We start from the raw sequence: 12,758 nt of genomic DNA on the forward strand, positions 1-12,758 counted from the left end.
GCGAGAGAGCAAGGAATGGCTTACAAGACCATCGAAGACACGATCGGCAACACCCCGCTGGTGCGCCTGGTGCGCCTGCCCGGCGCGGAGGCGGCTGCACGCAACAACATCATCCTCGGCAAGCTCGAAGGCAACAACCCGGCCGGTTCGGTGAAGGACCGCGCCGCGATGTCGATGCTGCGCGGCGCGGAGCAGCGCGGGAGAATCAAGCCGGGCGACACCCTGATCGAAGCCACCAGCGGCAACACCGGCATCGCGCTGGCGATGGCGGCCGCCATCCGCGGCTACAAGATGGTGCTCCTGATGCCGGACAACCTGTCGATCGAGCGCCGCCAGAGCATGGCCGCCTACGGCGCCCAGATCATCCTGACGCCGAAGTCGGGCGGCATGGAGTATGCGCGCGACATGGCCGAGCAGATGCAGAAGGACGGCCAGGGCATCATCCTCGACCAGTTCGCCAACGGCGATAACCCGCATGCGCACTACGAGAGCACCGGCCCGGAAATCTGGCGCGACACCGAAGGCCGCATCACCCATTTTGTGAGCGCCATGGGCACGACCGGCACCATCATGGGCGTGTCGCGCTACCTGAAGGAACAGAACGAAGCGATCCGCATCATCGGCGCCCAGCCGGAGGAAGGCTCGTCGATCCCGGGCATCCGCAAGTGGCCGGAAGCCTACCTGCCGAAGATCTACGAGAAATCGCGCGTGGACCAGGTGGAGCCGGTGAGCCAGGCCGCCGCCGAGCAGATGGCGCGCCGCCTGGCGGCCGAGGAGGGCATCTTCTGCGGCATCTCGGCGGCCGGCGCCTGCGAAGTGGCACTGCGCATCTCCCAGACCGTGGAAAACGCGACGATCGTGTTCGTGGTGTGCGACCGCGGCGACCGCTACCTGTCGACCGGCGTCTTTCCTGCCTGAGGCAACCGGCCTGGCTGGACAATAAAAAAGCCATCCTGACGGATGGCTTTTGTTTTTGTGCAACTTAACGTGCGCGCCTGAGCCGTGTGTCGCACATGCGGCGATACCCGGGCCACGCACTCGTTGCGCAAGCTGGACGGGCCAGGCCCGTCCCGGCGATCACGCCTCTTTCGGTGCCGGGGCGGCACCTTCTTTCGGTTTGAACTGCTTGTCGCTGATGCGGAACTTGGCGCGACGGTCGCCCATCAGGTAACGCAGGTCGCGGATCGACAGGTCGCTCACTTCGTGCATGCGGATCAGCAGCGAGGCGCCGACCGGCAGGCGGTGGTGACGAATCTTCGAAATCACCGGCGGTGCCACTTCCAGCGCGCGCGACAGGGCCGCATCGTTCTTCAGGCGAAGGTTCTCGATCAGGGTGTCGAGCAGGCGGTTCGGGTTGTACTGCAGGAGTTCATCGGACTCCGAATCGCTATTCATATCGATGCCGACTTGGTTTGTCATGATTCAATATCCTATTTTTGGGTTGGACGGAGCCCCATGCGGCGCTCGGCTCCAGGCATGGTATTTCGTAATTTTCTATTCAATTGTACAACTATTTCTAATCTGATACTCAATAGCAATAAGAATCAGATGACTAGTCTCAGAATTGTTGTCTCATCGCAACAATAGCCGCAATGCAATTCTCTCACAAAGTCACGGAAATAATAATTGTTTTTTGATTAATCACCAGTGTAGTCGGAAGCCGCTATTAGTGCCGCACGGTATGAAAAACGCTGACAGGAATGCAAGAAAACGGGGAGTATGGGGACGTTGTAGATGTTTCTACAGAGAATCTACACGAAAGGGACGCATACCCCCGGGGGTATGCGGGGGTGGAAGGGGGAGGAGCACTGCTGCAGTGCGGGAAACCCGTTACAAATCGATACAAAGTTTCCCGCGCGGCAAGGCTAACGGCCGCGAGAAGCGCTTACAGCACGGCCAAGCTCGATGACGGACATGGCATAGAAATAACTGCGATTGTATTTAGTGATAGCAAAGAAATTATCGTCTGCTGCCCAATACTCGGTCGGCTCGGCGCCGTTCTGCAGGTCGACCAGGCCATACAGGCGCCCGGCCGGCAGCGCGGTTTCGGGCATGACGCCTGCGGCGCGCAGCGCTTCCGGTGTCAGCGTCGCCGTCAGACCGCGCTCCAGCAGGGGTTCCCAGGCCCGGTTCGGCGACACATCGACCTTCACCACCGGCGTGCCGCGGTGCTCCGGATTCCAGCCGTGCTGGACCAGGAAGTTGGCGACGCTGCCGATCGCGTCTTCCGGCGAATTGCGCAGGTCGAGCTTACCGTCGCCATTGAAGTCGACGCCATACCTCAGGATGCTGCCGGGCATGAACTGCGGCATGCCGACCGCGCCGGCGAACGAGCCCAGCAGCGAAAACGGCTCGATCTTGTGCTCGCGCGCGAACAGCAGGGTGTTGGCCAGTTCGCTGCGGAAGAACGCCATGCGGCTGGCGCGGTTCGGCGTTTCCGGATACGCGAAGGCCAGCGTGGAGAGCGTATCGAGCACGCGGAACTTGCCGGTGTCGCGGCCATAGATGGTCTCGATGCCGATGATGCCGACGATGATTTCGGCCGGCACCCCATAGGCCGCTTCGGCGCGGGCCAGCGTGGCGGCGTGCTCGTTCCAGAAGCGCACGCCGGCGGCGATGCGGATCGGTTCGATGAAGCGGTCGCGGTAGACCTGCCAGTTCTTCGGCTTGCCCGGCGGCGCCGGCTTGACCAGCTGGACGGCCGAGTCGATGAAGCGCGCCTCGCGGAACAGCGACTCCAGCCAGGCACGCTCGAAACCGTGCTTGCCGACCATCTCGTCGATGAAGTCGCGCATGGCCTGCCATTCGAGGAAATTGCTGTGCTCGCCGTCATAGTCGATGACCGCAGCCGCCGGGGCGGCCTTCAGTACGCGGGACGACTTGATGGAGACCGGCTTGCCGGCCTTCGCCTTGCCGGGCTTGGCCTTGGTGCTAGCCTTGGTCCCGGCTTTGGCCTTGGCGGTCGATTGGGTGGCAGGGGCGTGGGAATCCTTCGCGGCGGCGCCGGCAACCCCGATCGGGGAAAACGCCAGTGCCAGCGCGGCAACCAGGGGAACGATCGATTTCATCTAACCTGTGACAATAAGCTCTTCAAGGTAGCGGCCAGCCGCTCGCGCTGCAGTTGCGGCTGGGGCGGCGCATAGCGCCAGGCGCTATAGCGGCGCAAGAGTTCGGCGGCGGCTTCGCGTGATGGCGGCGCCAGGCGCTGCGTGGCCGCAATCCGGGCCGCGTAGGAGGTGGGCCCTTCGTCCGCCGCACGTGCCAGGCTCAGGTGGGCGAGGCGCTTGCATAGCGAGGAGTATACCGCCTCGACAGGATCAATTTCCCTATGGCGAGATAAAATTCTCGTGAGCAGCAACACCGCGGCGATGAACGTTAACAGGGCGGCAAAACGCCATCCCGACAACCCGGTTTGCAGGCTTTGCATCACGCCGCGCTGGCGCTCCGGCGTGTAGTTCAGCACCCACTGGTTCCAGCCGTTGTTGACGGCGCCGATCGCGTTGCGCAGGCGCCCGAGCAGCCCGTCGCCGCCGGCGTTGAACAGCGAAAAGCCGCGCAGCGCGTCGATGCCGAACGGCGCCGGCGCCTCGACGGCCGCGGCGAGGTTGCGGCGCACCCGCTCCGGCGCCACCGCGGCGGTCGGATCCACGCGCACCCAGCCGCGTCCCCGCAGCCAGACCTCGGCCCAGGCGTGCGCATCGGACTGGCGCACCGTCATGTAGCCGTCGATCGGGTTCAGCTCGCCGCCCTGGTAGCCGGTCACGACACGCGCCGGGATGCCGGCCGCGCGCATCAGGAACACGAAGGCGCCGGAATAATGTTCGCAAAAACCGGCGCGCGTCCCGTACAGGAATTCGTCCACCGCGTGACGGCCCAGCAGCGGCGGCTCCAGCGTGTAGCTGTAGGGCTGCTCGCGGAACTGGCGCAGCACGGCCTCGACGCGGCGCGCCGGCTCCGGCTCCTTGCGCAGGGCGATGCCGGCGGCGAGCGCGCGTGGGTTGTACCCATAGGGCAGCAGCAGCCACTGGTTCGGGTCGTCGAGGGCGTCGGCGCCGTCCAGGGTGTATTCCGGGTACGAGGTCATGGCGTAGCGTACGCGCTGGTTCAGGGGGCGGTCGCTGCTCAGTTCCAGCTGGTGCGACACGCGCGCCCGGTAGCCCGTCAACTGCGGCACCTGGCCCGGCATCTCGAGCGTGAACAGCCAGCGCGCAGTCGACGGCTCCAGCGTCACCTCGTAGCGCAGGGCCTGGCCGCGCACGTTCAGGTCGACGCCGCCGCGGGTCGGAAGCGAGCCGCCGCGGGTCCAGGCGACGCCGTCGTAGGCGTCGAGCACCAGCGCGCGCCAGTACAGCTGCTCGCGGTTCGGCGGCGGGCCGTCGAAGCGCGCCCGGAAGGCCGGCTCGCCGGACATCGCCAGGTTCGACATCTGCCCCGGTGCCATGCGCTCGGACAGGCCGGACTGGCCGCCGCCCCCGGGGCCGCTGCCCGGCATGCTCCACAGCGGGCCGCCCAGGCGCGGGAAGACGACGAACAGCACCACCGCGACCGGCGCGGCGAAGGCCAGCATCTTCGCCCCCATCGCCAGGCGCGAGCGCAGCGGGGGCACCGCGCCGGTGAACTGGAACGAGAGCTGGGTGGTGAGCAGGGCCAGCACCGCGGCCACCATCAGGAGCGCGGTGCCGATGCCCTGGGCGTAGAAGAAGTTGGTCAGGACCAGGAAGAAGCACAGGAAGATCACGACGTACAGGTCGCGCCGCGCATGCATCTCGAGCATCTTGAAGGCGACCAGCAGCACCAGCATCGCCACCCCGGCGTCGCGTCCGATCAGGGTCTGGTAGCTGAACTGCACCCCGGCCATCGCCGCCGCCGCGATCGGCAGCAGCACCAGGGCCGAGGGCATGCGCTTGCCGCGCAGGGTGATCGCGGCGCGCCACCCCAGCGTCGCCGCGCACAGCAGCGTCACCCACAGCGGCAGGTGGGCGGCGTGCGGCGCCAGCACCAGCACCGCGCTGCCCAGCAGCAGCAGGGTATCGGCCTTGTCGCGCGGGAGGGTACCCGGCTTCATGCCGCCTCCTTGCCGTACAGGGCCAGCGCGCGCAGGCAGGCCGCCTGGTGGGCTGCCCCGAGCGCGGCGTCGTACCGCACGGCGCCCAGCCGGAAGGCATAGGGCAGGGCGCGCTGCTCGGCGTCGAGCACCCAGCGGGTCATGCGCGACAGGCGCAGCTCCAGGTCGAGGGTGGCCGGCAGGGCGGCGAAGTCGAGCACCAGCTCGTCGCCGGCGCCGCCTTCGAAATGCTTGGTGACCAGCTGGCCGCCGAGGGCCGGGTCGAGCCGCGCGATCTGGCGCCAGGCCAGCTGGCGCGGCGAGTCGCCGGCCTGGTAGCTGCGCACGCCGGCGAAATCGTCGTTGCTGGCGCAGGCCGATGCCGCACGCCCGCTGCCGTCCGCGTTGCCGCCTGCCGGCAGCGGCGGCGCGCCTTCTTCCGGGCGCGGATAGACCAGGGCCTGGGCGGCCGGACGCCAGTAACTCCAGGCGCGGAACAGGCCGAGCGGGAAGCGGGTGGACAGCACGATGCGCGCAGGCCGCAGCCAGCCGCGCGCCGCAGTCGGTACGCCCAGCAGCACCGCGGCGCTGCCGTGGGCGGGGATGTCGGTCACGTGGCGCGGCTCGCCGCCGGGAACGTCGTCGAAGTCGACCCAGACGCCGTAGCGCGCCAGCCCGGCGCGGTTGGCGATGTGCAGCTCGAACTGCGCTTCCTGGCCGGCGAAGACCGGGGGCACGCGGCCCGGCTGCAATGCCAGGTGGGCCAGGTTACGGTAGGTGAAGACCATGTCCACCAGGCCGCACGACAGGGCCAGGAAGGTGAGGGCGAAACCCAGGCCGAGCGTGTAGTTGATGGAACCGACCAGCAGCACGAACAGCAGCACGGCAAAGCCGATGCCGGCCCGCGTCGGCAGGATGAACACGCGGCGCTGGCTCAGGACCACTTCGCCGGCATCGAGCGTGCCGCGGCGCGGCAGCCACTTGCCGGTGCTGCGCCGCAGCCAACCGCGCACTCCCTGTCCGCGTAGCGCCTGCCCCATCTAGACGGCGACCGACTTCTGCAATTGCAGCACGAGGTCGCGGCTGGCCAGCGCCATGCCGTGCGCCGCCTTCAGCGGGCGCAGGCGGTGCGCGCAGACCGGCACCAGCACCGCCTGGATATCCTCGGGGATCACGTGGTCGCGTCCTTCCAGCGCCGCCCAGGCGCGGCCGGCCTGCAGCAGGGCGATGGCGGCGCGCGGCGACAGCCCCTCGGCGAACAGGCCGTTCTGGCGCGAGGCCTGCGCCAGCGCCTGCACATAGGTGATGAGCGACGGCGAAGCGTGGATCTCCTTGAGGGCGCGCTGCGCGGCCGCCAGTTCCGACGGCTGCATGGCCGGCTGCAGGGTGCGCAGCATGGCGCGCCGGTCTTCGCCCATCAAGAGGGCGCGTTCGGCGGCGGCGTCCGGGTAGCCAAGCGACAGGCACATCAGGAAGCGGTCGAGCTGCGATTCCGGCAGCGGGAAGGTGCCCACCTGGTTGGCCGGGTTCTGGGTGGCGATGACAAAGAAGGGCTCGGGCAGGGCGCGGGTGACGCCGTCGGCGCTGACCTGGCGTTCCTCCATCGCCTCCAGCAGGCCGGACTGGGTCTTGGGCGTGGCGCGGTTGATCTCGTCGGCCAGCAGCACCTGGGTGAAGATCGGGCCGGGGTGGAACACGAAGTCGTTCTTCTCGCGCTCGTACACCGAGATGCCGGCCACGTCGGCCGGCAGCAGGTCGCTGGTGAACTGGACGCGGTTGAACTTCAGGCCGAGCGAGATCGCCAGCGCGTGCGCCAGCGTGGTCTTGCCCACGCCGGGCAGGTCTTCGAGCAGCAGGTGGCCGCCGGCCAGCAGGCAGGTCAGGGCCAGGCGGACCTGCTGGTCCTTGCCGACCACGACCTGGCTGACCTGGCGTGCGGCGGCATGCAGTTGATTGAACATGGTTGGGTTCCGGTGATCCATTCAAGTGAAGGCGCGGTGCCTGTCGTGCAGGCCCAGGTGCGGATGCGGGCGCTGGCGTGGTAGATTAACGCCATTGGCAAGCTTCATACTCCATCGGCAACAAGCCTTTGCACCGATTCTATGCGAGAACGGGCGCACGGGGGAACATGGATGAGCCGAGTGCAACCGGCCTGCGAACCGGCAGGCAAACGATTAGGCAGACGACAAGCACGATGAGCACAGCAATCTACAGTCACCCGGACTGCATGAAGCACGAGATGGGCGACTGGCATCCGGAATGCCCGGCGCGCCTGCAGGCGATCGACGACCAGCTGATCCTGGCCCGCCTGGACGGCCTGATCGAGCAGCGCAGCGCGCCGCTGGCCGACCTGTCCGACGTCCTGCGCAACCACACCCCCGGCGCGGTGGCGCTGGTGCGCGACAACGTGCCCGCCGCCGGCGAATACTATCCGCTCGACGGCGACACCATCCTCAGCCATGACAGCTACCGCGCGGCCCTGCGCGCGGCCGGCGCGGCGGTGGCGGCGACCGATGCCGTCATCGCGGGCGAAGTCGACAACGCCTTCTGCTCGGTGCGCCCGCCGGGCCACCATGCCACGCCGCGCGAGCCGATGGGTTTCTGCTTCTTCAACAACGTCGCCATCGCCGCCCGCCATGCGATGGAGGTGCATGGGCTGGAGCGCGTGGCCATCGTCGACTTCGACGTCCACCACGGCAACGGCACGGCCGAGGCGTTCAGGGGCGACCCGCGGGTGCTGATGGCGAGCCTGTTCCAGCATCCGTTCTACCCGTATTGCGACCCGGAGCCCGTCACGGCCACCAGCGTCAACATCCCGGTGCCGGCGCTGTGCGACGGCGAGGCCGTGCGCAAGCTGGTCACGGACTACTGGCTGCCCGCGCTGCATGCCCACAAGCCGCAGATGATCTTCGTCTCGGCCGGCTTCGACGGCCACCGCGAGGACGACATGGGCGGCATCGGCCTGGTCGAGGCCGACTACGCCTGGATCACGCGCCAGGTGATGGCGATCGCCAGGCAGTATGCGAACGGGCGCATCGTCAGCTGCCTCGAGGGCGGTTATGCGCTGTCGGCGCTGGGGCGCAGCGTCGTGGCCCACCTGAAGGTGCTGGCCGAACTCGAATAACCCGGCAATCGCCGTTCGCCTGCAGGCTCGGCCTGGAACGTCCTGCCCGGTCCGCACATCTAATCCTTCACGACTTCGCGCCCATGCGCGAAGCGACCAACAAGGAGAAGAAAGTGAGACCGACCCGACCCTTTTGCGCGCTGTGCCTGTTCCTCGCTTCCGGCGTGGCAGCCGCAACCAACTACACGCTATGGATCAACGGCCGCGCCGGTGGCGCGGTCGGCGCCGCCGGCAATTACGACGACTTCAGCTACTGGGGCCCGTCTTCCACCCCGGCCGGCGTCAACAAGAAGGCAGTCAACTGGGACGGCCGCAGCAGCATCGCGTCCCAGAGCGGCAAGGTGCGCGACGCGCTCGACTGCTTCTGCACCGGCCCCAACTGGTGCTATGTCGTCACCTACAGCGCCGGCGACCTGATGCTGGGCTACACCTTGGCCAACTACGGCGGCTCGGCGCGCCTGAAGAAGAACGCCAGCCCGAACGCCGCGGGCGTGTGCGGCAACAGCGACGGCAGTTCGCAGACCGGCTGGAACATCCGGTGGGTGCGTGTCGCCGCCGGCGCCGCCGGGGGCTCGGAGCTGTCCGATGCCGGCTCCTGGACGACGTCGGAACCGCTGGTGCAGGACCTGAAGACCAGCACCGCGCGCGCCATGTACAACCACAATACCACGCGCAACATCTGGTTCTACATGTATGCGGGCGCCAGGGGTACGCTGTATTCCGGCCTGCTGCCGGGCCAGGACGACGAAGTCATCGCCTACCACAGCAGCGGCGGCGTGGCCGGCAGCGCCGGCCGCTCCCTCTGCAACCCGCGCGACTGGTTCTGCAACGACCTGACGCTCGGCACCGCCGCCAACCAGGGCGGCAGCACCAAATGGAGCTACCACTCGGTGGTCTTCCGCGACGACAGCGAAGACTACAACCACTACATCAACGGCAACTGGGGCGGCATCATGGGCGTGGTGCGCAGCGCCGTGGTGAACACCGCCCTGTAGGCGCACAAGGGTGCACAAGAGGCAGCGTGCTTGCTTTGCGTAAATCGCGATGCTTCGTTGCCTCTTGTATTGTGCAATTACGACACACTGTTTCCTTTTCAATTGTGCAAATTGACATGCATATATGTCAGGCATAGAGTCGGACTCAGCCGTAACCGAGTGGTACCCCTACGGCGAACAACGACAAAAGGAGAAAGACAGTGAGACATCTACGTATGATCTGCGCGCTGTGCCTGTTCCTCGCATCCGGCCTGGCCGCTGCCGCAAACTACACCCTCTGGATCAACGGCCGCACCGGCGGCGGGACGATCGGCAACTACAACGATTTCAGATATTGGGGGCCCGGCACCACGGCGGCCGGCGTCAACAAGAAGGCCGTCAACTGGGACGGCCGCAGCAGCATCGCGTCCCAGAGCGGCAAGGTGCGCGACGCGCTCGACTGCTTCTGCACCGGCCCCAACTGGTGCTACGTCGTTACCCACAGCGCCGGCGACCTGATGATGGGCTACACGCTGGCCAACTACGGCGGCTCGGCGCGCCTGAAGAAGAACGCCAGCCCGAATACGAGCGGCGTGTGCGGCAACAGCGACGGCAGTTCGCAGACCGGCTGGAACATCAAATGGGTGCGCGCCGCCTCCGGGGCCGCCGGGGGCTCGGAGCTGTCCGATGCCGGCTCCTGGACGACGTCGGAGCCACTGGTGCAGGACCTGAAGACCACCACGGCGCGCGCCATGTACAACCACAATACCACGCGCAACATCTGGTTCTACATGTACGCGGCGGCCAAGGGCACGGCCTATTCCGGCATCCTGCCGGGGCAGGACGACGAGGCCGTGGCCTACCACAGCACCGGCGGCGTGGCCGGCAGTTCGGGCGGCTCCTACTGCAACCCGAGCGACTGGTTCTGCAACGACCTGACCATGGGCACCGCCGCCAACGAAGGCGGCAGCGCCAAGTGGAGCTACCATTCGGTGGTCTTCCGTGACGATAACGAAGCCTACAACCACTACGCCAACGGCAACTGGGGCGGCATCGTGGGCGTGGTGCGCAGCGCGGTGGTGAACAGTGCCCTCTAGGCGATCCAAGGGGCTGATCGGGCTGGGCGTCGCCTTCGTGGCCGCGCTCGGCCTGTGGCTCGCGCGCGGCGAGGCGGAGGCGCCCGTACAGGCGGCCCCAAGCCCGCCGCCCGCGGGACCCCGGTTCTTCGGCGCGCTAGCGGGCGACGGCGGCCTGGCCATTCCCGGCGACCGCGCCGAGCGCCGCCGCCAGTTGCTCGAGCACGCGCAGCTCACGGACCATACCTATTGCAGCTACCTGGAAGGCAGCAAGTACCCGATGGAGTCGCAGCCGGTGGCGCACAATCCCGACCAGCTGCACCCGAACCAGCCTGTCACGGAGATGCACCCGATGCGGGTCGAAGGCGGCGCGACCAGCAATTCGGTCCTGCTGCAGACCTCGCAGTCGCGCGTCTACCTCGCCGCGGGCGAAGCCGTTGCGTTTTCGCTGCGGGCCGTGAACGCGCAAGGCGAAGTCGTGCCGATCGTGATCACGCGCGCGGTCGCGCAGGGCATGACCTACGGGGCCAGCCGTGCCACGCCGCAGGTGGCGCTCGCGTTTGCCGACGATGGCGGCGGCGCCGACCCGGTAGCGGGAGACAACGCCTTCGCCGGCGTGCTGGCCCCAAGCCAGACCGGCCTGGCGGGCTTCCACGGCACCATCCGCACCGAGGTACGCTACACCGCGGGCGGGAAGAACGGGTTCGCCCTGTTCGACGTGGTCTACAGCCCGGTCCTGCCGGCCGCCTGGACCGGCCAGGTGCGCGAGGCGCTGGAAAACGGCTCGCTCAACTTCTACCTGCGCCTCGAGGTGCGCCAGCCGGGACGCTATGTGGTCACCGGCCGGGTCGACGATGCGCGCGGCAAGCCGTTCGCGGTGGCGACCTTCAACGACGTGCTGGAAACCGGCACGCGCGAAGTGAAGCTGACCGTGTTCGGCAAGCTGATGACGGACGAGGCGCCGGCATTGCCGCTCAGGCTGCGCGACGTCGACGGCTACCTGCTGCGCGAGAACGTGGACCCGGACCGCCTGCTGCTGCCGCGGCTGGAAGGGCAGGTGTTCGCCAGCCGCACGCAGAGCATGAAGGGCGTGTCGGACGCCGAATGGCAGAGCGAGGAACGGACGCGCTACCTCACCGAGTACGCGAAGGACCGCCATGCCGCGCGTGCGCAGCTGGCCGCCTTCGATCCGGCCCAGCCGCTGCCGCCGAGCGCCTGCGCAGCGCCGGAGCGCTAGACCGCTAGACCGGCAGCAGAGGGAAGCGGTCGACGAAGCAGGCGCCGCCGACCATGGCGCACAGCATGCCGAACGTACACCAGCGGATCAGGGAGTTCCTTGGTGGAAATTTCGCAGCCTTGGGCGACTTCTTGGTACGGTGTTGCATGGTGATACTCCTGATTGCAGCAGACACATGAAAGTCACCAGTGTGCGCCGCCGGATGGCGATAACGTTGTAGTGGATCAACAGGCCAGCGTAAAGAGTAGCTACAGGCCGCTTCAACAGGCCGGCTTTGCCCGGTCTGTTGCTTGCATGCCGCGGGGGCAGCGTAAAATAGCGCCCTGACCGAAGATTACGAAAGCACAGCATGTCCATTCAATGGTTCCCGGGGCACATGAACGCGGCCAAGAAGGAAGCCGCCGAGCAGATGGAGAACACCGATCTGGTGATCGAAGTCCTCGACGCCCGCCTGCCCGAGGCCAGTTGCAACCCGCTGGTCGAGGAACTGCGCAAGTTCCGCCAGCGTCCCTGCCTGAAAATCCTGAACAAGATCGACCTGGCCGACCCGGCCGCCACCGCGGCATGGAAAGCCTTCTATGACGCCCAGGAAGGCGTGACCGCCTACCCGATGACGACCAAGAAGCCGCTTGATGTCGCGCGCATTCCGGAGTTGTGCCAGTCGCTGGCGCCGCACCGCGGTGTGCCGACCAAGCCACTGCGCATCATGATCATGGGGATCCCGAACGTCGGCAAATCCACCCTGATGAACGCGCTGCTGAAGAAGCGCGTGGCGAAGGTGGGCGACGAGCCGGCCGTCACCAAGACCCAGCAGAAGCTCTACCTCGGCAAGCACATCGTGCTGGTCGACACCCCGGGCATGCTGTGGCCGAAGATCGCGATGGCGAGCGACGGCCTGATGCTGGCCGCCAGCCACGCGGTCGGCTCGAATGCGCTGATCGAGGAAGAGGTGGCGGAATTCCTGGCCAACCTGCTGCTGGAGCGTTACCCGCAGCTGCTCACGGCGCGCTACGGCTTCAAGACCGAGGGCCTGGACGGCATCGCCGTGATCGAGAACGTCGCGCAGCGGCGCGGCTTCCGCGTGCGCGGCGGGGAGTTCGACTACGAAAAGGCGGCGCACGTGCTGCTGCACGACTACCGCACCGGCGCGCTGGGACGCATCAGCCTGGAGACGCCCGCGACCCGCGCCGCGGCCCTGGCCAGGCATGCGGCCGAGATGGCGGAGAAGGCGCGCATCGCCGAAGAGAAGGCTGCCGCCAAGGCCGAGGAAGCGGCGCGCGGCAAGCGCGGCACCTGAGGTTTT

General features: G+C 67.3%; 12 protein-coding genes. 6 read left to right on the forward strand and 6 right to left on the reverse strand.

Annotation, left to right across the window (positions count from 1 at the left end; all coding sequences use genetic code 11):
* Nucleotides 1-15: 15 nt before the first annotated feature.
* Nucleotides 16-918 carry a cysteine synthase CysM gene (cysM, locus tag ACFFJK_RS02715; protein WP_379677550.1) on the forward strand — a complete coding sequence of 301 codons (903 nt, stop codon included), beginning with the start codon at nucleotides 16-18 and terminating at the stop codon, nucleotides 916-918.
* 159 nt (nucleotides 919-1,077) lie between these two features.
* Here the strand turns inward: cysM and ACFFJK_RS02720 are convergent, their stop codons facing one another.
* The 5 genes from ACFFJK_RS02720 to ACFFJK_RS02740 form a co-directional block, all read right to left on the reverse strand.
* On the reverse strand, nucleotides 1,078-1,419 hold the full coding sequence (locus ACFFJK_RS02720; RefSeq protein ID WP_379677551.1) for a hypothetical protein: 342 nt from the start codon (nucleotides 1,417-1,419) through the stop codon (nucleotides 1,078-1,080).
* 446 nt (nucleotides 1,420-1,865) lie between these two features.
* Nucleotides 1,866-3,068: a lytic murein transglycosylase B gene (gene mltB, locus ACFFJK_RS02725; RefSeq protein WP_379677552.1), complete on the reverse strand. Its 1,203-nt coding sequence runs from the start codon at nucleotides 3,066-3,068 to the stop codon at nucleotides 1,866-1,868.
* The gene (locus ACFFJK_RS02730; protein WP_379677553.1) at nucleotides 3,065-5,065 is read right to left on the reverse strand and encodes a transglutaminase TgpA family protein; all 2,001 of its coding nucleotides are present in this window, start codon (nucleotides 5,063-5,065) and stop codon (nucleotides 3,065-3,067) included. Before ACFFJK_RS02730 ends, mltB begins: the two co-directional genes overlap by 4 nt.
* Nucleotides 5,062-6,084: a DUF58 domain-containing protein gene (locus tag ACFFJK_RS02735; protein WP_379677554.1), complete on the reverse strand. Its 1,023-nt coding sequence runs from the start codon at nucleotides 6,082-6,084 to the stop codon at nucleotides 5,062-5,064. Before ACFFJK_RS02735 ends, ACFFJK_RS02730 begins: the two co-directional genes overlap by 4 nt.
* Nucleotides 6,085-7,005, reverse strand: coding sequence for an AAA family ATPase (locus ACFFJK_RS02740; protein ID WP_379677555.1), 921 nt, complete (start codon nucleotides 7,003-7,005; stop codon nucleotides 6,085-6,087).
* Nucleotides 7,006-7,238: 233 nt separating this feature from the next.
* Here ACFFJK_RS02740 and ACFFJK_RS02745 point away from each other — a divergent pair, with 233 nt between their 5' ends.
* The 4 genes from ACFFJK_RS02745 (at nucleotide 7,239) to ACFFJK_RS02760 (ending at nucleotide 11,455) form a co-directional block, all read left to right on the forward strand.
* Nucleotides 7,239-8,168, forward strand: coding sequence for a histone deacetylase family protein (locus ACFFJK_RS02745; RefSeq protein ID WP_379677556.1), 930 nt, complete (start codon nucleotides 7,239-7,241; stop codon nucleotides 8,166-8,168).
* 113 nt (nucleotides 8,169-8,281) lie between these two features.
* Nucleotides 8,282-9,163, forward strand: coding sequence for a hypothetical protein (locus ACFFJK_RS02750; RefSeq protein WP_379677557.1), 882 nt, complete (start codon nucleotides 8,282-8,284; stop codon nucleotides 9,161-9,163).
* A 200-nt stretch (nucleotides 9,164-9,363) separates the two neighbouring features.
* Nucleotides 9,364-10,239: a hypothetical protein gene (locus ACFFJK_RS02755; protein WP_379677558.1), complete on the forward strand. Its 876-nt coding sequence runs from the start codon at nucleotides 9,364-9,366 to the stop codon at nucleotides 10,237-10,239.
* Nucleotides 10,229-11,455, forward strand: a complete 1,227-nt coding sequence (locus ACFFJK_RS02760) for a hypothetical protein (protein ID WP_379677559.1) — start codon at nucleotides 10,229-10,231, stop codon at nucleotides 11,453-11,455. Before ACFFJK_RS02755 ends, ACFFJK_RS02760 begins: the two co-directional genes overlap by 11 nt.
* Before the next feature lie 4 nt (nucleotides 11,456-11,459).
* On the opposite strand, the gene ACFFJK_RS02765 is transcribed toward ACFFJK_RS02760, so the two are convergent.
* Nucleotides 11,460-11,603, reverse strand: a complete 144-nt coding sequence (locus tag ACFFJK_RS02765) for a hypothetical protein (RefSeq protein WP_379677560.1) — start codon at nucleotides 11,601-11,603, stop codon at nucleotides 11,460-11,462.
* 201 nt (nucleotides 11,604-11,804) lie between these two features.
* On the opposite strand from ACFFJK_RS02765, the gene ylqF reads away from it, so the two are divergent.
* Entirely contained in the window at nucleotides 11,805-12,752 is a 948-nt protein-coding gene (ylqF, locus tag ACFFJK_RS02770) for a ribosome biogenesis GTPase YlqF (RefSeq protein WP_379677561.1), read from the forward strand.
* Nucleotides 12,753-12,758 lie beyond the last annotated feature (6 nt).

Origin of the sequence: Massilia consociata, from assembly GCF_042432755.1 — a bacterium.
GTDB lineage: Bacteria > Pseudomonadota > Gammaproteobacteria > Burkholderiales > Burkholderiaceae_D > Telluria > Telluria consociata.

What these genes read in the sequence shown, in the direction of transcription:
- ACFFJK_RS02735 (WP_379677554.1), bottom strand. Translation starts at nt 6,084, where the DNA reads ATGGGGCAGGCGCTACGCGGACAGGGAGTGCGCGGTTGGCTGCGGCGC.
- ACFFJK_RS02765 (WP_379677560.1), bottom strand. Translation starts at nt 11,603, where the DNA reads ATGCAACACCGTACCAAGAAGTCGCCCAAGGCTGCGAAATTTCCACCA.
- cysM (WP_379677550.1), top strand. Translation starts at nt 16, where the DNA reads ATGGCTTACAAGACCATCGAAGACACGATCGGCAACACCCCGCTGGTG.
- ACFFJK_RS02745 (WP_379677556.1), top strand. Translation starts at nt 7,239, where the DNA reads ATGAGCACAGCAATCTACAGTCACCCGGACTGCATGAAGCACGAGATG.
- mltB (WP_379677552.1), bottom strand. Translation starts at nt 3,068, where the DNA reads ATGAAATCGATCGTTCCCCTGGTTGCCGCGCTGGCACTGGCGTTTTCC.
- ACFFJK_RS02720 (WP_379677551.1), bottom strand. Translation starts at nt 1,419, where the DNA reads ATGACAAACCAAGTCGGCATCGATATGAATAGCGATTCGGAGTCCGAT.
- ACFFJK_RS02740 (WP_379677555.1), bottom strand. Translation starts at nt 7,005, where the DNA reads ATGTTCAATCAACTGCATGCCGCCGCACGCCAGGTCAGCCAGGTCGTG.
- ACFFJK_RS02730 (WP_379677553.1), bottom strand. Translation starts at nt 5,065, where the DNA reads ATGAAGCCGGGTACCCTCCCGCGCGACAAGGCCGATACCCTGCTGCTG.
- ylqF (WP_379677561.1), top strand. Translation starts at nt 11,805, where the DNA reads ATGTCCATTCAATGGTTCCCGGGGCACATGAACGCGGCCAAGAAGGAA.